An 18829-nucleotide genomic window follows, 5' to 3' on the forward strand; every position below is an offset into this window, starting at 1 on the left:
GGACCAGCGGGCGTCTGGGAGAATCGGAGGCGATATGAGTTCGCCCGATCCCCAACCTGCTGCCCAGGCCGTCATCGACCTGGGCGCAATTGCGCATAACGTGCGGCTTCTGCGGGAACGCGCAGGCAGCGCCGCGGTGATGGCGGTGGTCAAGGCCGACGGTTACGGGCACGGTGCGCCGCAGGTGGCGCGTGCCGCCCTGGCCGCCGGGGCTGCCGAGCTGGGCGTCACCAACATCACCGAGGCGCTGGCACTGCGGGAGGCCGGCATCACGGCGCCCGTGCTGTCCTGGCTGAACCTGCCCGGCACCGACTTCGCGCCCGCGCTGGCCGCCGATGTGCAGGTGGCGGTGGCGTCGGTACGGCAGTTCGACGACGTGCTCGACGGCGTGCGCCGCAGCGGTGCGCCGGCGGCGCTCACCGTCAAGGTCGACACCGGTCTGAGCCGCAACGGCGTCAGCCCCGCCGAGTACCCGGCCCTGCTCGACGCCATCGCCCGGGCCGCCGCCGACGGCGCGGTGCACCCCCGCGGCATCATGAGCCACCTCGCATGTGGCGACGACCCGCAGCACCCGATGAACGACACCCAAGCTGAGCGCCTCACCGCCGCTCGGAAACAGGCCGCGGCGGCCGGCGTGCACTTCGAAGTGGCGCACCTGGCCAACTCGCCCGCGACCCTGACGCGGCCCGATCTGCATTTCGATGTGGTGCGGCCGGGTATCGCGGTCTACGGGCAGACGCCGATCCCCGGGCTCGGCGATTTCGGCCTGCGGCCCGTCATGACGCTGAAATGCCCTGTCACCGCGGTGCGTTCGATCAAAGCCGGCGACGGCGTGTCCTATGGGCACACCTGGATCGCCGACCGCGACACCACCGTCGGGTTGATCCCGCTCGGCTATGCCGACGGGGTCTTCCGCGGTCTGAGCGGACGCATCGACGTCAGCATCAACGGTGCCCGCTACCGCAACATCGGCCGAATTTGTATGGACCAGTTCGTGGTTGATCTCGGTCCCGACGGTGCCGGTGTCAAGGTCGGCGACGAGGCGGTGCTGTTCGGATCGGGTGCTTCCGGTGAGCCGACGGCGCAGGACTGGGCCGAACTGCTCGGCACCATCAACTACGAGGTCGTCACCAGCCCGCGGGGCCGGGTCGCCCGGACCTATCGCGAGTCGACGGGCTGACGTCCATGAGCGACAACAGGAATGCCCGGTGGCTGGCGGGCATGGCCGGGCTCACTGCCGTGGGTTCGGTCGCCGGGATCAGCGTCGCCCGCTCGCTGCGCCGCCGTGGTGGTGAAGATCCTTACGCGGGTGAGGATTTCACCACGCTCGACGCCGACCGCGGATACGTGGTGACGGCCACCGATGGCGTGCCGCTGGCGGTGCGCGAGGTCGGCCCGAAAGACGCCCGGTTGACGGTGCTCTTCGCGCACGGTTTCTGTAACAGCATGGGCTCCTTCCACTTTCAGCGGGCCCGGCTGGCCGAGCGGTGGGGCGACCAGGTCCGCATGGTGTTCTACGACCAGCGCGGCCACGGCCGGTCCTCGGCGGGCCCGACCGACTCGTACACCGTCCCGCAACTGGGGCAGGACCTCGAATCGGTGATGCGGGTGATGGCGCCGCGTGGGCCCGTGGTGCTGGTCGGTCACTCGATGGGTGGCATGACGGTGCTGTCCCACGCCCGGCAGTTTCCGCACAACTACCCCGCCCGCGTGTGCGGCGTCGCCATCCTCGCCTCTGCGGCACAAGGGGTTACCCGTTCGCCGTTGGGTGAGGTGCTGCAGAACCCGGCGCTGGAGGCGGCGAAAGTCGCAGTGCGGTTCGCGCCCGGCGCGGTCAGTGCGGGCCGTGGCGCGGCGAAGGCCGTCATCGGCCCGGTGCTCAAGGCCGCGTCGTTCGGTGACGACGCGGTCAGCCCGTCGGTGGCGCGGTACGTCGAGAAGATGACGCACAATACGTCGATCCGCACGACCGTCGAGTTCCTGCACGCACTCGAAACCCACGACGAGGCCGGGGCGCTGCCGGTCCTGCAGCACGTGCCCACGCTGATCGCCTGCGGCGACCACGATCTGCTCACCCCACTGGCCAAGTCCGAGGCGATGGCCCGGCAGCTGCCGAAGTCTGAACTGGTCATTGTCGAAGGGGCCGGGCACATGGTGCACATGGAGCAACCCGAACTGATCAACGAGGCGCTGGAGCGCTTCGTCGAGCACGCCACGCCGTCACGGTTGGTGGCGCTCACCCGGCATCTGCGTGGAAAGGCCAAGCGCAATGGATGATTCGCACGGCACCGTGCACCTGCCGACCGAGGCCGACACCATGGCCCTCGGCGCCCGGTTCGGCGCCGAACTCAAAGTCGGCGACGTCGTGGTGCTCACGGGGCCGCTGGGCGCCGGGAAAACCATGCTGGCCAAGGGAATTGCACAGGGTATGGATGTCGACGGGGCGGTGACGTCGCCGTCGTACGTGCTGGCCCGGGTGCATCCCGCCCGCCGTGCCGGACACCCCGCGATGGTGCACGTCGACATGTACCGGCTGCTCGATTCGGGCAGCACCGACCTGCTCGGAGAACTCGACTCGCTCGACCTCGACACCGACCTCGACGACGCCGTGGTGGTCGTCGAGTGGGGCGAGGGTCTGGCCGAGCGATTGTCGGCCAGCCATCTGGACATCCGGTTGGAGCGCGCCGACGACGACACCCGTACCGCTGTCTGGCATTGGAGCCGTGGATGATTCTCGCCATCGATACCGCCACCCCGGCCGTCACCGCCGGCGTGGCACGGCGTACCGCGGCCGGCGTCGAGGTGCTGGCCGAACGGATCACCCTCGATGCCCGCGCGCACGCCGAGCAGTTGACGCCCAATGTGATTGCCGCCGTTGCCGATGCCGGTATCACGTTCGCTGACCTGGAAGCCGTGGTCGTCGGCTGCGGGCCGGGCCCCTTCACCGGGTTGCGGGTCGGCATGGCCACCGCAGCTGCGTACGGACAGGCGCTCGGCATCCCCGTGTACGGCGTGTGCAGCCTGGATGCGATCGCCCCGGCGACTCCCGGAGAACTGTTGGTGGTCACCGATGCCCGTCGCCGCGAGGTGTACTGGGCGCGGTACCGCGACGGCGTGCGGGTCGACGGGCCGGCGGTGAGCGCCGCGGCCGACGTCGAGCCCGGGTCGGGTTCGGTGGCCGGCCCGGCCGCGCAGGCCGCACTGTTCCCGTTGCCGTCGCTCGACGTCGAGTTCCCCACGGTGACCGGCCTCGTGACCGCCGCCGGCTGGGACCAGCCGCCCGCCGCGTTGGTCCCGCTGTACCTGCGCCGACCCGACGCGAAAACCCTTGCCGAGCGGGGACTCTCGTGACCATCGAGTACGGTCCCCTGACGGTCGGCGACGCCGACCGGTGCGGCGAGTTGGAGGCGATCCTGTTCCCGGGCGACGACCCGTGGCCGGCAGTTGCCTTCATCCGCGAGCTCGACTCGGAGCACAACCACTACGTCGCCGCACGCGACGGCAGGCTTCTGGTGGGGTATGCCGGCATCAGCCGGCTGGGCCGTAAACCGCCGTTCGAGTACGAGGTGCACACCATCGGGGTCGATCCGGCGTACCAGGGCCAGGGCATCGGCCGCGAGCTGCTGGACCGGCTGTTGGCCATTGCCGACGGGGGCACCGTGTTCCTCGAGGTGCGCACCGACAACGAGCCGGCGATCGGCCTGTACGAAAGCGTCGGGTTCGTGAAAATGGGTGTGCGCAAGCGGTATTACCGGATCAGTGGCGCGGACGCATACACCATGCGACGGGACGCGCAGGTGAGCAGCGTGTCAGGCGACGCGGACGTGAGGAGCGAGTCAGGCTCATGACAATCATCTTGGCCATCGAAAGTTCCTGTGATGAAACAGGTGTCGGCATCTGCGAATTGGCGGACGACGGCACCGTGACGTTGCTGGCCGACGAGGTCGCCTCCAGCGTCGACGAGCACACGCGCTATGGCGGCGTGGTGCCCGAGATCGCCTCGCGCGCGCACCTGGAGTCGTTGGGGCCCACCATGAATCGCGCCCTGGCGGCCGCCGGCATCGAGCGGCCCGACGTTGTCGCCGCGACCATCGGGCCCGGCCTGGCCGGTGCACTGTTGGTGGGTGTGGCTGCGGCCAAGGCCTATTCGGCGGCGTGGGGTGTGCCGTTCTACGGCGTCAACCACCTGGGCGGGCACCTGGCCGCCGACGTCTACGACCACGGCCCGCTGCCCGAGAGCGTCGGTCTGCTGGTGTCCGGTGGACACACGCACCTGCTGCACGTCCGATCGCTGGGTGAGCCGATCGAGGAACTCGGCAGCACCGTTGACGACGCGGCCGGCGAGGCCTACGACAAGGTGGCCCGGCTGCTGGGGCTCGGCTACCCCGGCGGCCGCGTGCTCGACGAGCTGGCCCGCAAAGGCGACCGGAACGCCATCGTGTTCCCGCGCGGCATGACCGGTCCGCGAGATGACCCGTACGCCTTCAGCTTCTCCGGTCTCAAGACCGCCGTCGCCCGCCACATGGAGAAGCACCCCGACGCGTCGCACGCCGACGTCGCCGCCGGTTTCCAGGAGGCCGTCGCGGATGTATTGACCCGCAAGGCGGTTCGCGCGGCCACCGACCTGGGCGTGTCCACGTTGCTGATCGCCGGGGGAGTGGCCGCCAATTCGCGGTTGCGTGAGCTCGCCGAAGAACGTTGCGCCGAGGCCGGTTTGACGCTGCGGGTACCCCGGCCACGACTGTGTACCGACAACGGGGCCATGATCGCCTCGTTCGCCGCGCACCTGATCGCGGCGGGAGCCAAACCGTCGCGGCTCGACGTGCCGAGCGACCCGGGGCTGCCGGTGGTGAAGGGCCAGATCGCGTGAGCCTGCAGGATGCCGCGGACAAACTGGAGATCACCGAGCTGCTGTACCGGTACGCCGAACTGATCGACGCCGGTGACTTCGATGGCGTGGGAAAACTGCTGGGGCGCGGGAACTTCATGGGCGTTGCCGGCGCCGAGGCCATCGCGGCGCTGTTCGCCACGACCACCCGCCGTTTCCCCGATCACGGGAACACCCCGCGCACCCGGCATCTGGTACTCAACCCGATCGTTGAACTCGACGGCGATACCGCTCATGCGCGGTCGACGTTCTGCGTGGTGCAGCAGACCGAAACGGTTCCGCTGCAACCCATCGTGGTGGGCCGGTACGGCGATACGTTCGCGCGCGACGACGCCGGTTGGTACTTCACCGAACGTGTTGTGGATGTGCAGATGGTCGGCAACGTATCCGACCACCTGAACATCGCGCTGTAGCCGTTACGCGTCGTTCGCGGCCGGGGAGAGCGGGATGAGGGGCAGTCGCAGCGCCCCCGGAGCGCCCTCCGGCACAACGGGTTTGATCGGAGCGATGGCGTCCACGCGGCGATAGGGCTGGCCCTGCTCGGGACGCAGGTCCTCCTCGCCCTTGTTGGGCCACATCGCCGCCGCACGTTCGGCCTGGGCGGTGATGGTCAGCGACGGGTTCACGCCCAGGTTCGCCGAGACCGCCGACCCGTCAACGACACTCAGGGTCGGGTATCCGTAGACGCGGTGGTACGGGTCGATGACGGCGTGCTCGGCGTCCGAGCCGATGGCGCAACCGCCGAGGAAATGCGCGGTCATCGGGATGTTGAACAGCTCGCCCCAGGTGCCGGCCGTGACGCCGTCGATCTTCTCGGCGACCCGGCGGGTCGCGTCGTTGCCGGCCGGGATCCATGTCGGGTTGGGCTGGCCGTGGCCCTGCTTGCTCGACAGGTGCCAGCCGCGCAGTCCTCGCTTGGTGAATGTGGTGATCGAGTTGTCCAGGTTCTGCATCACCAGCGAAATCACCGTGCGCTCACTCCAATTGCCGACCGTCAGGACCCGCAGCAGTGCGCGCGGATGCGTCACAGCCAGACCCAGCGCCTTCAGCCAGCGCGGCCACCGGCCGCCGCCGTCGGTCATCACCGTCTGGAGGAGACCCATCGCGTTGGAGCCCTTGCCGTAGCGCACCGATTCGATGTGGGTGTCGCTGGTCGGATGGAACGACGACGTGATGGCCACGCCGCGGGTCAGGTCCAGCGCCGGGTCGACCTTGTATTTCATTGCGCCGACGATGGATTCGGAGTTGGTGCGGGTGAGCACGCCGAGGCGGTCCGACAGCCGGGGCAGGGTGCCGCTGTCCTTCATCTTGTGCAGCAGGTTCTGCGTGCCCCAGGTACCGGCCGCCAGGACGACGTGCCGTGCCGTGAAGGTCCGACGGTTCTTGCGCAGGGTCCGGCCGGTGCGCACGGTGTCGATCTCCCAGATGCCGCTCGGGCTCTGTCGTACCGAATCGACCGTCGTCAGAGGATGCACTGTGGCGCCGGCATTCTCGGCCAGACCGAGGTAGTTCTTCAGCAGCGTGTTCTTGGCGCCGTAGCGGCAGCCCGTCATGCAGCTGCCGCATTCGATGCACCCGGTGCGGTCCGGTCCGACGCCGCCGAAGAACGGATCGGGCACGGTCTTGCCGGGTTCACCGAAGAACACCCCGACCGGCGTCTGGACGAACGTGTCGCCCACACCCATGTCCTCGGCGACCGCTTTCATGATCTCGTCGGCCGGGGTCATGCTCGGGTTGATCACCACGCCGAGCATGCGCCTGGCCTGGTCGTAGAACGGCGAGAGCTCGTCGGACCAGTCGGTGATGTGGGCCCACTGCGGGTCGTTGAAGAACGTCGCCGGCGGCTTGTAGAGCGTGTTGGCGTAGTTGAGCGACCCGCCACCGACGCCCGCCCCGGCCAGGATGACGACGTCGCGCAGCATGTGGATGCGCTGAATGCCATAGCAGCCCAGCTTGGGAGCCCAGACGAATTTCCGGACGTCCCAACTGGTTTTGGGGAACTGGTCGTCGGTGAACCGGCGGCCGGCCTCTAGAACGCCGACACGGTAGCCCTTCTCGGTCAGTCGCAGCGCGGTGACGCTGCCGCCGAATCCGGACCCGACGACGATCACGTCATAGTCGGTGTTGGACATGTGGCTCTCCTCAGTTGAAAAAGCTGGTTTCGTCGTCGACCATGTCCATGGCGATGCGCCGGGCCCGGATCGCGGCCCGGTCGGCCTTGACGTTGATGTCGCGCCGGCGGCCACCGGGTTCGTCGAGCCGCCGCTGGATCGTCTCCAGGATGGCCGCATCGCGAACGGCCCACTCGCGGAACATGATCCGCAGGTACTCGGTGACGGTGTCCTCGGCGCCGGCGTAGTTGCGCGCCATCTGCAGGAAGACGTGCGTCGAGCCCGCCGATTCGGGCGTGAACCCGTGAATCCGCAACAGCCCGTAGGATTCGCCGTCTTCGATTTCGATGGCGTAGTGCTGCGTGTGCAGCGCGGGGGACACGAAGGTCCCCTCTTCGCGCCGGGTGGCCACCGACTCTTCGGGCAACCCGGTGATCGCCGACTCCCACGGCGCCAGCCGGCTCGGGGGAGTGGACCGGGTGTAGGCCACCGAGCGTTCGGAGATCTCTACCTCGTTGAGTGGCGGCAGTTGCTGGATGTCCGGCGGCACGACCTCGGGATGCGTCACGAACACATCGGTCAGGTCAAGGTAATGCTCATGCAGCAGAAGATAATTCGCCTCGACACGCAGCACCTCGGTGGTGCTGGTCCAGCCGGAACCGTCCAGGTACCACGGCACGCGTGGCGGCGGGCGCAGCGCGGCAGCACGCGGTTCGCCGAGCCAGATCCAGACGAACGGCGCGGTCTCGACGACCGGGTACGCCGCCACCCGGGCGCCGGGCGGCACGTTCTCCTGCGACGGCACGTCGGCCAGACAACCGTCGGGCTCGTAGCTGAAGCCGTGATAGCCGCAGACCACACGGTCGCCGTCCCGCCGGCCCTCCGACAGGGGATAGGCGCGGTGCACGCAGCGGTCTTCCAGGGCGACCACTTCACCGGACGCGCGGCGGTACAGGACCACGTGCTTGCCCAGCAGACGCCGGGCCAGCAGTCCCGCGCCGACCTCATCGCTGAGCGCGGCCACGTACCAGCAGTTCAACGGGTAGTTGGTTCTCATAGGTCGAGCACCAGCCTTTCGGACCGGGAGCGCGAGACGCAGATCATGATGGTTTTGTTTTCCGCCTTCTCCGAGTCGTTGAGCACGGAGTCGCGGTGATCGCCGATGCCGGCGATGATTTCGCATTCACAGGTGCCGCACACGCCTTCCATGCACGACCCCAGTACGTCCAGGCCCGCTTCTTCGGCGACGTCGTAGATCGTCTTGTCCGACGGCACGGTCAGGGTGATGCCGGAACGCTGGCATTCGATCTCGAACGTGTCGAGAGCGTCGGCCGGTTCCTCGATGGTCTTCGCCGAGAAGCGCTCGAGGTGCAGGCTGCCGTCGGGCCAGGCCTGGCAGCCCTTCTCGACCGCGTCGAGCAGGCCCTCGGGCCCACAGCAGTAGACCAACGTCTTGTCTTGCGGCGCCGCCAGCACCGCCGCCAGCTTCGTCCGGAACGCGTCGCCGTGCTCGTCGCGCGCGCAGATGGTCACGCGGTCGCCGAAGCGTTCCAGCGCGTCCAGGTACGCCATCGACGAGCGGGCGCTGCCACCGTAGATCAGCTGCCAGTCGGCGCCGGTGGCCTCGGCGGCCTCGATCATCGGGAGCATCGGCGTGATGCCGATACCGCCGGCGACGAACTGGTAGCGCGGCGAGTTCACGAGCGCGAAGTGGTTGCGCGGCCCGCGCACCCGGACCGTGGTGCCCTCGTGGAGCTTGTCGTGGACGTACTGCGAGCCACCACGGCTGTTCGGATCGAGCAGGATGCCCACCTGCCACTCGGTGCGGCTGGCGGTGCTGCCGCACAAGGAGTATTGCCGCGTCAGCGACGGCGACATGACCAGGTCGATGTGAGCGCCGGGGGTCCACTCGGGCAGGTCCGCGCCGGAGGGGTCGGCGAGGGTCAGCGTGACGACACCGTCCGCTGATTGTTCGCGCCGGCGGACCTCGAGGTCGACCTCGACTTCCCGGTATGCAGCGTTACTCACAGTGCCCTCTGTTCTTCGCCCGAGCGGCTCATCGCCGTGCGACGGACGGGGATCGACTTGTACTGGTTGAGGAACAGCGCCCGTACGCGGGTCGGGTCGCCGTCCAGCGTGAGGTCGGGGAACCGGCGGACGGTCTCCTGAATCCACAGCTTCAGTTCGAGGCGCGCCAGGTTGGCGCCGAGGCAGAAGTGCTTGCCGCGGCCGCCGAAGGCCTGGTGCGTGTCCGCCAGCCCCTCGCGGGTGATGTCGAACTCGTGCGGGTTCTCGAAGACGGTCTCGTCCCGGTTGGACGCCAGGTACCACAGCAGCAGCCGGTCGCCTTCCTTGATCTGCTTGCCGTGCAGCTCGAAGTCGGTGGTCGCGGCCCGGCCCATGAAGGCGAAGGCGGGCGCGTAGCGCAGGCCCTCTTCGACGGTGGGCTCCAGCAGCTCCGGGTTCTCCTGCAGCAGGATCAGCTGATCCGGGTTCTGCATCAGGGCCAGCATCGTCGCGCTGTAGGTGGCGCGCGTCGAGTCGTTGCCGGCCGTCATGAGCAAGGTGAAGAACGTGGCCATCTCGAGTTCGGTGAGCTTCTCGCCGTCGATTTCGGCGTTCATCACCGCGGTGATCAGGTCGTCGCGCGGGTCGTCGCGCCGCTGAGCCATCTGTTCGCCCAGGTACGTGATGATCTCGCCGACGATGGCGCCGGCGTCGTCCCACTGCGTACGGATCTCCGGATCCTCGAACGCGCTGAACACGTTGGTCCAGTAGACGAGGCGCTCGTCGTCCTCCGCGGGCGTGCCGAGCATCGAGCCGATCACGCGGGCCGGCACCGGCCGCGCGACGTCGCGGACCAGGTCGAAGCTCTCGCGGTCGGCCACGCTGTCGAGGACGTCGTTGATGATCTGCTTGATGGCCTCTTCGTGGGCCGCGACGCGTTCTGGCGTGAACGCCTTGATGACGAGGGCCTTGAGCCGGTCGTGCCGGGGCGGGTCCATCGAAATCAGCTGCAGCCGCTGGACATCCAGCGGCACACCGATGTCGTCGACGTTGAAGATGCCGCGCTTCTCGGACGAGAACGTGCGGTGGTCGCGGCTGACGGTGCGCACGTCGTCGAAGCGGGTGATGGACCAGAAGCCACCTTCGCCGGGGACGTTGCGCTGCGGGCTGTAGTGCACCGGGTCCTCGCGTTGCATTCGGGCGAACAGTTCGTACGGCGGACCGTCGTCCCACACCGCGGGGTCGGCAAGGTCGACGGCGGCGAGGTCCACTTCGGTTGCGGCGGCAGTGGTCACGGTGCCCTCCTGGTTGGTCTGATGTTTACGAAAGCTATTCACCGCGGCCGCCGCGATCGACGTCTCGCGACGACCAACTCTCGGAGCGTTTACGGAGCGTCGTTGTCGTGTGACGACAAAGCCCGATTTGCAGCAACTTCGGCGCCGCGTGATCTACGGTCGTTTCATGCCGGAACGACGCGTCGACGAGAGTGCCGTCGTCGCGCGCGCAGCCGAGGTGATCGGCGGGCTCGACGGCAAGTTGGGCGACATCACGCAGTCGATCCAGAAGATCCTCCTCACCGAGATCGCCGAGCTCAGCGAGGATGCGCAACTGATGGAACTGCAGGCGCACACGGTCGCGGCCAACGTCGAGACCGTCTTCGCCTCGATCCGCCACCGGATCCCGATCGAGGACGTCGTCCCGCCGACGGAGTCGCTCGAACACGCCAGGCGGATGGCACAGCGCGGCGTTCCGGCAAATGCGGTGGTACGCGCCTACCGGCTGGGCCACCAGGAAGTGATGAACTTCGTGCTCGACGAGATCGCGGACTCGGACATGGATCCGCGGTGGGGCCTCGAAGTTTTCAAGTACTTCCAGACCGTCGCGTTCGGCTACATCGACTGGATTTCGCAGCAGGTCCTCACCACCTACCAACAGGAGTACGACCGGTGGGTGGAGAACCGAAACAGTATGCGGGCGCAGCGGGTTCGCGCCATTCTGACCACGGCCGGCGGTGATGTCGACGAGCTCACCGAGGAAATCCGCTACCCGCTGCAGCGCGTGCACCTCGCGCTGGCGCTGTGGTACCCCGATGACAACGGCGGCGACGAGCTCGTCCGCATGGAGCGTTTCGCCAACCATCTCGCCTCGTCGCTGGGTACCCACGAGCCGCCGCTGTTCCTGTCGGTCGACCACCTCACCGCGTGGGTCTGGCTGCCGCTGTCCGCGCACAGCGCCGAGGGTGCGTCGGACCGGATCCGGGAATTCGCCGCGACGCAACAAGATTCGCCGTGGATCGCACTCGGTAATCCGTTGCCCGGCATCGAAGGGTTCCGGCGTTCGCATGAACAGGCGGTCGCCGCCCGCGCGGTGGCGGTCGTGTCCGGTTCGGCCGAACGGCGTATCACCGCGGCGAGCGACCCGGGGTTGCCCGTCGCGACGCTGCTGGGCGACAACGTCGGAGCGGTCGGCGCGTGGGTGGCCGAAATCCTGGGCCCGCTGGCGAGCGACACCGAAAACGACGAACGGCTCCGCGAGACATTGCGCGTGTTCCTGCGGACCGGCTCGAGTTTCAAAGCGGCCGCCGACGAAATGCATCTGCATTCGAATTCGATCAAGTACCGGGTGAACCGCGCGATCAGTCGCCGGGGCACGCCGATCGTCGACGACCGCATCGAGGTCGAGGTCGCATTGCTGCTGTGCCACTGGTTCGGTCAGGCCGTTCTGAACTGACAATTCGTCGCGGCGGGCCATTTGTGGACCGTCGACAACGCGTGCCCTGGGTGTGGTACGAACTTTGGCTGTTTGCGACGTAGTTCGCTTGCGCTGCCGTCAGTAGTTTTTGGATCACTGCGAAACGCATATCAGCGAGCCGGTCCTTTGGATAATTACTCGCACGGTCCGACGGAGGCGAATCATGGGCGACGATCCAAAATCCGACAAAGCGCGTGGCGCGTCGCCTTCCGACGATCGCGGTCAAGATCAAAATCAGAGCAGTAATCCCTTGGGCGCCTTGGTCGATCCGCTCACCAAGCTGGGTATCGACACCGCGCGCGACATCGCGGCCGCCGTGCAATCGACCCGGGCCGCCGCCGGGGACCTGCTGAAGGTCGTCAATATTCTGAGTCGGCTGCCCGGGCGCGAGACGCAACCGGCGCCGGCAGCGATCCCGTCGTCGCCGGAACCGGCCGATGACAGCGATATTGACGACGATGACGAAAATGCCGCTGCCGCAACCGCTGTGCTGCCCGTCGTGGCACCGGACGAATTGCCGGTCGAGAACCCGGGACTCTTCGGCGGCTTGAAGCGCGCCGCGGAGTCGGCGCTGAATCCTGCCGCTGTCCTCGGCGTTGCCGTCACACCGGTGCGCCGCGTGATGAGCTCCGGCGACACCGCCAAGAAGAAGTCCGAGCATCGCGACGGGGACAAGAAAGCCGCGAAGCACGACAGCGACGCCGAGCTACGCCATTGGGGCGACGAGCTGATTGCCAAGTCGCAGAAGCCGACACGTAAACAGGCGCACCGTCATCCGGCATTCGGCCAGATCCTCAGTGAGCTGGCACCGGACGAGGTTCGGATGCTGCGCTTCCTGGCCGTCGCGGGCACCCAGCCGTCCATCGACATCCGGACGAAGACGATGTTCCAGGTCGGCTCGGAGCGGCTCGTCAGCGGCGTGAACATGATCGCGGACATGGCCGGGTGCCGGTGGCCGGAGGCCGACCAACGTTATCTCGCGAACCTCAATCGTCTTGGCCTGGTGCGCTTTTCGTCCGAGCCGGTGGCGGACTACCGGCGCTACGCGCTGCTTGAGGTGCAACCACGCGCACTCGAGGTGACCGAGGCGATACCCAAGACCATCAGCGTGTACCGCAGCATCTATCTGTCGGAGTTCGGCCAACAGTTCTGCGAGGTCTGCATCGACACCGACGGCTACAACGCCGGGGGATGGGCCACTGATGAGCGCGGCGACAAGATCATCGGGAAAGGCCCACCCGATCCCGCCGCGCACAAACCCAAGCACTGATCCGACCCCCCGACAAGCCCAGGGATATTTCATGACAACGCTCGCCGCCGGGCCCTTTCTTGATTGGGAGGAGCTCACCGGACAATCGAAATTCGTCGTCGACATCATCAGCGTGCCGATCTTCAGCGCGATCGCCGGCTTGATCACCAACTGGACCGGCGTCATCATGTTGTTCGCGCCCGTCCGGTTCACCGGCTTCTATGTGCCGGGCCTGAAACGGATATTTCCCTTTCTGCCCCGCAAGGTCCAGATTCTGCCCACCTTCGCGCCCAACGGAATTCTGGGTTTCCAGGGATTCATTCCGTGTCGCGCCGAGAAGATGGCCAGCCTCATCGTCGACACCTCCATAGCCCGGATCGGCAAGATTTCGGACTTCTACGAACAACTCAATCCAGACAAACTCGCGAAAGCCATTGCGGTGGCGGCCAGGCCGGATATCGGCCGGCTGACCACCGAGATCATCGAGGCCCGGCATCCGCAGATGTGGCGGTCGCTGCCCCAGCCGTTGAAGGACGAGGTGCTGCAGACCGTCGACGCCGAGTTGCCGACCATCTCCAAGCGGGCCTTCGCCAAGATCGGCGAGAACATCGATCAGTTGCTCAACGTCAAGCTGATGACCGTCAACTTCCTGCGCCGCAACCCGGAAGTGTTGCGGGACATCATCAAAGGCATGGCGGTGCCCGAACTGCGCTTCATGGTGCGCATCGGCGCGCTGGGCTTTCCGTTCGGTGTGCTGCTCGCGCTGTGGCTGTCGCTGATCTACTACTCCAGCGATGAGGCGCGCGAACACGCCGCGGCCCATGGCGGTTTCGCGATTCACCTGCCGGGGTTCCTCGACTCGATCCTGCACTTCCTGCCGACCTGGCTGTGGGTGCTCGGCGGCGCCGCCGTGATCGGCATCGTCGTCAACATCATCGCGATCAAGGTGGTGTTCGAGCCCGGCGAGCCGCAGCCCCGTTACAAATACCTTTGGAAACAAGGGCTTTTCGCGAAGCGGCAGCACCAGGCCGCCCACGAACTCGCGACGATGCTGTCGCTACAGGTCCTGACGGTCAAGAACTTCGCGCACGAACTGCTCAACGGCGCCAGCGCGGACAAGACCCGCGCGCTGATCCAGTCCGCGGTCGGTGAAGAAGCCGAGCGCATCCTGGGCCCGTATCTGGTCGTCGCCCGCAACTCGTTCGGCGTCCTGGATGTCGAAGGGCTGCAACGCGGAGCGGGCGACAAGCTGGTCGACTTCGCGCCGAGCGTCCTCTACGACCCCGGGTTCAACAAGACGCAGGCCAAGAAGATCGAGACGTTCGCGACCGAGAAGTTCCGGGCGCTGCCGCCCGACAAATTCGGCGAGATGCTGTACTCGGCCATCGAGCAGGACGCCTGGCTGCTGTACGCCCACGGTGGGCTCCTGGGCATCCTCGTCGGCGCCGTCCACATCCTCGTCTTCGGTGCCTGACACCCCGATCGAAAGGGCCGCCATGGCGTCCTATTCCAGAATCGTCGTCGGCACCGACGGGTCCGACGAGGCGACCGACGCGGTCACCGTCGCCGGCGTGGTGGCGGCCGGCCTCGGTGCGCCGGTCACCGTCGTCACCGCGTGGAAGCCCAGCGTTTCGGTTCCCGGCGGCCGGGAGCAGCCGTGGGCCGATCTGACGGCCGAGGGCGCCGACGTCGATCTCACCGCGCTGGGCGTCACGACGATCGACAAGGTTCCGGTGAAAGGCAGTGCGTTCGATGCCCTCGTCGACGCCGCGGCGCAGGCCGAGCGGCCGCTGATCGTGGTCGGGGCCGCGGGGCTCGGCCACACGTCCAGCCGGCTGTGGGGGAGTACCTCGAACGAACTGTCGCACCACAGCCCCGTCGACGTGCTGTTCGTGCGTAAGCCGCTCGCGGCGGTGCAGACGATCGCCCTGGCCACCGACGGCTCCGACACCTCGGTGCGTGCGGTGCGTGCCGGGTACGACCTGGCGGCCGCACTCGGCGCCCGGCCGATCCTGGTCACCGTTGCCGGCGATACCGCCACGGCCGAGGAGACGCTGAACGACGTCGAAAGCCGGCTGGGAATCACCGGCTCACTCGAGCGGCTCGCGCTGGCCGGCGACCCCGCCGACGTGCTCGCGGCCGCCGAATATGACGTCATCGTGATCGGAAACCGCGGCATGGCGGGTTTTGCCCGGGTCCTCGGGTCGACGGCCAACACCATCACTCATCGGGCGACGTCCAACCTGCTCCTGGTCAACACTTCGCCGGCCGCTGAGTAGGGCGCTGTTTCCGCCGACAGCGAGTTCGTCGAATCCGGCACTGCCCCACCCTTGAGCGCTAGCACTCGCGTGTATAGAGTGCTAGGTGGCACGCGGCCAACCGCGCTCCGGCACCCGCGACGACGGTGTGTGGTCAGGACGCTTGCCGAACAACCTGGCATCCGGGGATTGGCCCTGGATCGACATACCAACCAAGTGGAGGGCTTCCATCGTGGCAGTCAACATCAAGCCACTCGAGGACAAGATCCTCGTTCAGGCCAACGAGGCCGAGACCACGACCGCTTCCGGTCTGGTCATCCCTGACACCGCCAAGGAAAAGCCGCAGGAAGGCACCGTCGTCGCAGTTGGCCCCGGCCGCTGGGATGAGGACGGCGAGAAGCGGATCCCCCTGGACGTTGCCGAGGGCGACACCGTCATCTACAGCAAGTACGGCGGCACCGAGATCAAGTACAACGGCGAGGAGTACCTGATCCTGTCGGCCCGCGACGTGCTGGCCGTCGTCTCCAAGTAAGCATTCGTGTCCCGCCCCGGTCGTCCCCGCATGCATGTGCGGGTGATGTCCGGGGCGGTATGCGTATCAGCGAAAGGCTCTTATGAGCAAGCAGATTGAATTCAACGAAGCTGCGCGCCGGGCCATGGAGGCCGGTGTCGACAAGCTTGCCGACGCAGTCCGCGTCACCATCGGCCCGCGTGGCCGGAACGTCGTGCTGGCCAAGGCCTTCGGCGGCCCGCAGGTCACCAACGACGGCGTCACCATCGCCCGCGATATCGACCTGGAAGACCCGTTCGAGAACCTGGGCGCCCAGCTGGTCAAGTCCGTCGCGACCAAGACCAATGATGTCGCCGGCGACGGCACCACCACCGCGACCGTGCTGGCCCAGGCCATCGTCAAGGCCGGCCTGCGCAACGTCGCTGCCGGTGCCAACCCGATCGCGCTCGGTTCGGGCATCTCGAAGGCCGCCGACGCGGTGTCCGAGGCCCTGCTGGCCGCCGCCACGCCGGTGTCCGACAAGACCGCCATCGCCCAGGTCGCGACCGTTTCGTCGCGCGATGAGCTGATCGGCGAGCTGGTCGGCGAGGCCATGACCCGCGTCGGTGCCGACGGCGTCGTCACCGTCGAGGAGTCCTCGACCCTGAACACCGAGCTCGAGGTCACCGAGGGCGTCGGCTTCGACAAGGGCTTCCTGTCGGCGTACTTCGTCACCGACTTCGACGCCCAGGAAGCCGTCCTCGAGGACGCGCTGGTGCTGCTGCACCGCGACAAGATCAGCTCGCTGCCCGACCTGCTGCCGCTGCTGGAGAAGGTCGCCCAGGCCGGCAAGCCGCTGCTGATCGTGGCCGAGGACATCGAGGGCGAGGCGCTGTCGACCCTGGTCGTCAACGCCATCCGCAAGACCCTCAAGGCTGTCGCGGTCAAGGCGCCGTTCTTCGGTGACCGCCGCAAGGCGTTCCTGGAGGACCTCGCCGTCGTCACCGGTGGTCAGGTCGTCAACCCCGACGTGGGCCTGGTCCTGCGCGAGGCCGGCCTGGACGTGCTGGGCACCGCCCGTCGCGTCGTGGTCAGCAAGGACAGCACCGTGATCGTCGACGGTGGCGGCACCGCCGAAGCCATCGACGGTCGCAAGGCGCAGCTGCGCAGCGAGATCGAGGCGTCGGACTCGGATTGGGACCGCGAGAAGCTCGAAGAGCGCCTCGCCAAGCTGGCCGGCGGCGTGGCCGTCATCAAGGTCGGCGCCGCCACCGAGACCGACCTGAAGAAGCGCAAGGAAGCCGTCGAGGACGCCGTCGCCGCCGCCAAGGCCGCGGTGGAAGAGGGCATCGTCACCGGTGGTGGCGCCGCTCTGGTCCAGGCTCGCACCGCTCTGGATGGCCTGCGTGGCTCGCTGACCGGCGACGAGCTGATCGGCCTCGAGGTCTTCTCCTCGGCGCTGTCGGCCCCGCTGTACTGGATCGCCACCAACGCCGGCCTGGACGGCCCCGTCGTGGTGAACAAGGTAGCCGAGCTGCCCGCCGGCCACGGCTTCAACGCCGCCACCCTGACCTACGGTGACCTGCTGGCCGACGGCGTCGTCGACCCGGCCAAGGTGACCCGGTCCGCGGTGCTCAACGCCGCGTCGGTGGCCCGGATGATCCTGACGACCGAGACGGCCGTCGTGGACAAGCCGGCCGAGGAAGCCGATCACGGGCACGGCCACCACGGCCACGCCCACTAGGTAGTTGCAACGAAACGCCCCCGGTCCTGTTGGGCCGGGGGTGTTCTCGTTGGACGGTGGTCCTCGCCGGGGCGGTGGCTGTTTCGGGGATTTTCGTGTCCGTGATTGTCGGTCTGCTAGCGGACACTGTTGTCACCCAACAGGAGGGGTCTGTATGCCAACCAACCTCTGGACGCCCACAGCCGACCTCGACCGCCTTAATGAGGACTTCGACTTCGAGTTTGATCGACTTTGCAAGGAATCTGACGAATCGTCGGTAGCCCACCGGTCGGCGCTGCATGGCTGTGTCTCGGCCATCTACAGTATGCGCGAGTATCGGAAGGCGACGTATACGAACAATCGGGCGTACCACGGTGCACTCGATACTGAGGCCGTTAACAGCGCGGTCCCCGAGGGGGTAGTCACCGCACGTGGCAAGTTGGTACACGTTGCGGTTCGTTGCCCGAGACCACAAACTGTGGGCTTGTACCCAAGCGCCGAGACTTTCCCGGGTCCTGACACTTTTCCCGGTGCATACCTCCAGTGGCGCAACGTATCCGACCCGCTAGTAGTCGGTGCAGGCTTCAGCGCACGTGAGCTTGGCAGCTACGGCGCTATCGCGGGGAAAGCGGTATTTGAGACTTTGCGGCAGGCCAGAGACTTCTTCTCCGGACGGTAATCGCGTCGTCTCTTCGGCTGGCCGTTTGGTGTTGCGTCAATTAGGTTCGCGGAAGCCGACTACTCACTGTGCGCTTGCTGCTAGCGTCCGGATTGTGACTGCGTCTCCGCGTTCCCCGGGGTGGTATTCAGACCCGTCTGATCCCAACGGAAAGCGTTATTGGAACGGGGCCGAATGGAGCGTGCCGACCGCTCCGGGGGCACCCCCTCCGGCGAGCGCGGCCAACAGCAAGAGTGCTGCCGTCGCAGCGGCTGTATGTGTACTTGCCGCTGTGGGGCTTGTGATGTCGATGCAGTCAGTGAGTTTGATGTCTGGCTCTGGCTTGGTATGGATGGGTGTCGCGCTCGTGGCCGGCAGCGTGGCCGTCGCGTTCATCATGGGCGCTCCCAAGTGGGCACGTGTCGGCGCGGCTGTGGTACTCGTGTTGGCGCTCTCCAACGGTTTCTACATCGAGAACCAAATGGACAAGAAGCGCAACGAGATCACGCACATGTTCGACAAATAGGCCGCTGCATGACGGCGTGAATTGAAGTAAGTCCACGCCTCCAACGCGCACCCGTGCTGCCGGAATGAGGAAACGGAGCCGAGCGTTATGGGGCTCTTCACAGATGAGGGTGTAGAGGTGGTTGGCGCGTCGTTGCCGGGATAGAGGTCGAGGTCTCTCGAAAATGAG

Annotated in this window: 18 protein-coding genes and 1 pseudogene; 15 read left to right on the forward strand and 4 right to left on the reverse strand. The window is 67.0% G+C overall.

The window, feature by feature from the left end:
- Positions 1 to 34: 34 nt before the first annotated feature.
- Genes alr through ACJH6J_RS05750 form a run of 7 tightly spaced genes read left to right on the forward strand, consistent with a single transcriptional unit; the run spans position 35 to position 5301 of the window.
- Positions 35 to 1180 carry an alanine racemase gene (gene alr, locus ACJH6J_RS05720; RefSeq protein ID WP_406803652.1) on the forward strand — a complete coding sequence of 382 codons (1146 nt, stop codon included), beginning with the start codon at positions 35 to 37 and terminating at the stop codon, positions 1178 to 1180.
- Between the two features lie 5 nt (positions 1181 to 1185).
- On the forward strand, positions 1186 to 2277 hold the full coding sequence (locus tag ACJH6J_RS05725) for an alpha/beta fold hydrolase (protein ID WP_064859886.1): 1092 nt from the start codon (positions 1186 to 1188) through the stop codon (positions 2275 to 2277).
- The gene (tsaE, locus tag ACJH6J_RS05730; RefSeq protein ID WP_020102514.1) at positions 2270 to 2731 is read left to right on the forward strand and encodes a tRNA (adenosine(37)-N6)-threonylcarbamoyltransferase complex ATPase subunit type 1 TsaE; all 462 of its coding nucleotides are present in this window, start codon (positions 2270 to 2272) and stop codon (positions 2729 to 2731) included. The genes ACJH6J_RS05725 and tsaE overlap by 8 nt, the downstream gene beginning before the upstream one ends.
- Positions 2728 to 3351, forward strand: coding sequence for a tRNA (adenosine(37)-N6)-threonylcarbamoyltransferase complex dimerization subunit type 1 TsaB (tsaB, locus tag ACJH6J_RS05735; protein WP_406803653.1), 624 nt, complete (start codon positions 2728 to 2730; stop codon positions 3349 to 3351). Before tsaE ends, tsaB begins: the two co-directional genes overlap by 4 nt.
- On the forward strand, positions 3348 to 3848 hold the full coding sequence (gene rimI, locus ACJH6J_RS05740; protein WP_212806845.1) for a ribosomal protein S18-alanine N-acetyltransferase: 501 nt from the start codon (positions 3348 to 3350) through the stop codon (positions 3846 to 3848). The genes tsaB and rimI overlap by 4 nt, the downstream gene beginning before the upstream one ends.
- A complete protein-coding gene (tsaD, locus tag ACJH6J_RS05745; RefSeq protein ID WP_406803654.1) occupies positions 3845 to 4870 on the forward strand; it encodes a tRNA (adenosine(37)-N6)-threonylcarbamoyltransferase complex transferase subunit TsaD in 1026 nt (341 codons plus the stop codon). Before rimI ends, tsaD begins: the two co-directional genes overlap by 4 nt.
- Positions 4867 to 5301 carry a nuclear transport factor 2 family protein gene (locus ACJH6J_RS05750; RefSeq protein WP_318986480.1) on the forward strand — a complete coding sequence of 145 codons (435 nt, stop codon included), beginning with the start codon at positions 4867 to 4869 and terminating at the stop codon, positions 5299 to 5301. Before tsaD ends, ACJH6J_RS05750 begins: the two co-directional genes overlap by 4 nt.
- A gap of 3 nt (positions 5302 to 5304) precedes the next feature.
- On the opposite strand, the gene ACJH6J_RS05755 is transcribed toward ACJH6J_RS05750, so the two are convergent.
- Genes ACJH6J_RS05755 through ACJH6J_RS05770 form a run of 4 tightly spaced genes read right to left on the reverse strand, consistent with a single transcriptional unit; the run spans position 5305 to position 10301 of the window.
- Positions 5305 to 7020 (reverse strand): GMC family oxidoreductase, encoded by a 1716-nt coding sequence (locus ACJH6J_RS05755; RefSeq protein WP_318986481.1) that lies wholly within the window; start codon positions 7018 to 7020, stop codon positions 5305 to 5307.
- Between the two features lie 10 nt (positions 7021 to 7030).
- Positions 7031 to 8056, reverse strand: coding sequence for a Rieske 2Fe-2S domain-containing protein (locus ACJH6J_RS05760; protein ID WP_406803655.1), 1026 nt, complete (start codon positions 8054 to 8056; stop codon positions 7031 to 7033).
- Complete coding sequence (locus ACJH6J_RS05765; protein ID WP_318986483.1) at positions 8053 to 9027, reverse strand: PDR/VanB family oxidoreductase; 975 nt, start codon at positions 9025 to 9027, stop codon at positions 8053 to 8055. The genes ACJH6J_RS05760 and ACJH6J_RS05765 overlap by 4 nt, the downstream gene beginning before the upstream one ends.
- Positions 9024 to 10301 (reverse strand): cytochrome P450, encoded by a 1278-nt coding sequence (locus ACJH6J_RS05770; protein WP_318986484.1) that lies wholly within the window; start codon positions 10299 to 10301, stop codon positions 9024 to 9026. Before ACJH6J_RS05770 ends, ACJH6J_RS05765 begins: the two co-directional genes overlap by 4 nt.
- 166 nt (positions 10302 to 10467) lie before the next feature.
- On the opposite strand from ACJH6J_RS05770, the gene ACJH6J_RS05775 reads away from it, so the two are divergent.
- The 8 genes and pseudogenes from ACJH6J_RS05775 (at position 10468) to ACJH6J_RS05810 (ending at position 18661) form a co-directional block, all read left to right on the forward strand.
- Positions 10468 to 11736, forward strand: a complete 1269-nt coding sequence (locus tag ACJH6J_RS05775) for a helix-turn-helix domain-containing protein (RefSeq protein ID WP_318986485.1) — start codon at positions 10468 to 10470, stop codon at positions 11734 to 11736.
- Between the two features lie 109 nt (positions 11737 to 11845).
- Entirely contained in the window at positions 11846 to 13027 is a 1182-nt protein-coding gene (locus ACJH6J_RS05780; protein WP_406802578.1) for an Abi-alpha family protein, read from the forward strand.
- A gap of 31 nt (positions 13028 to 13058) precedes the next feature.
- The gene (locus ACJH6J_RS05785; RefSeq protein ID WP_212806840.1) at positions 13059 to 14480 is read left to right on the forward strand and encodes a hypothetical protein; all 1422 of its coding nucleotides are present in this window, start codon (positions 13059 to 13061) and stop codon (positions 14478 to 14480) included.
- Entirely contained in the window at positions 14473 to 15285 is an 813-nt protein-coding gene (locus tag ACJH6J_RS05790) for a universal stress protein (protein ID WP_244872781.1), read from the forward strand. The genes ACJH6J_RS05785 and ACJH6J_RS05790 overlap by 8 nt, the downstream gene beginning before the upstream one ends.
- A 208-nt stretch (positions 15286 to 15493) precedes the next feature.
- A complete protein-coding gene (gene groES / locus ACJH6J_RS05795; protein ID WP_029367666.1) occupies positions 15494 to 15796 on the forward strand; it encodes a co-chaperone GroES in 303 nt (100 codons plus the stop codon).
- 82 nt (positions 15797 to 15878) lie between these two features.
- Positions 15879 to 17498, forward strand: a complete 1620-nt coding sequence (gene groL / locus ACJH6J_RS05800; RefSeq protein ID WP_406803656.1) for a chaperonin GroEL — start codon at positions 15879 to 15881, stop codon at positions 17496 to 17498.
- A 752-nt stretch (positions 17499 to 18250) separates the two neighbouring features.
- A pseudogene (locus ACJH6J_RS05805) lies at positions 18251 to 18358 on the forward strand (DUF2510 domain-containing protein); the annotation flags it as partial.
- Positions 18359 to 18487: 129 nt separating this feature from the next.
- Positions 18488 to 18661, forward strand: a complete 174-nt coding sequence (locus ACJH6J_RS05810) for a hypothetical protein (RefSeq protein ID WP_244872996.1) — start codon at positions 18488 to 18490, stop codon at positions 18659 to 18661.
- Positions 18662 to 18829 lie beyond the last annotated feature (168 nt).

Source organism: Mycobacterium sp. SMC-18, assembly GCF_045310895.1.
In the GTDB taxonomy this organism is placed as follows: Bacteria; Actinomycetota; Actinomycetes; order Mycobacteriales; family Mycobacteriaceae; genus Mycobacterium.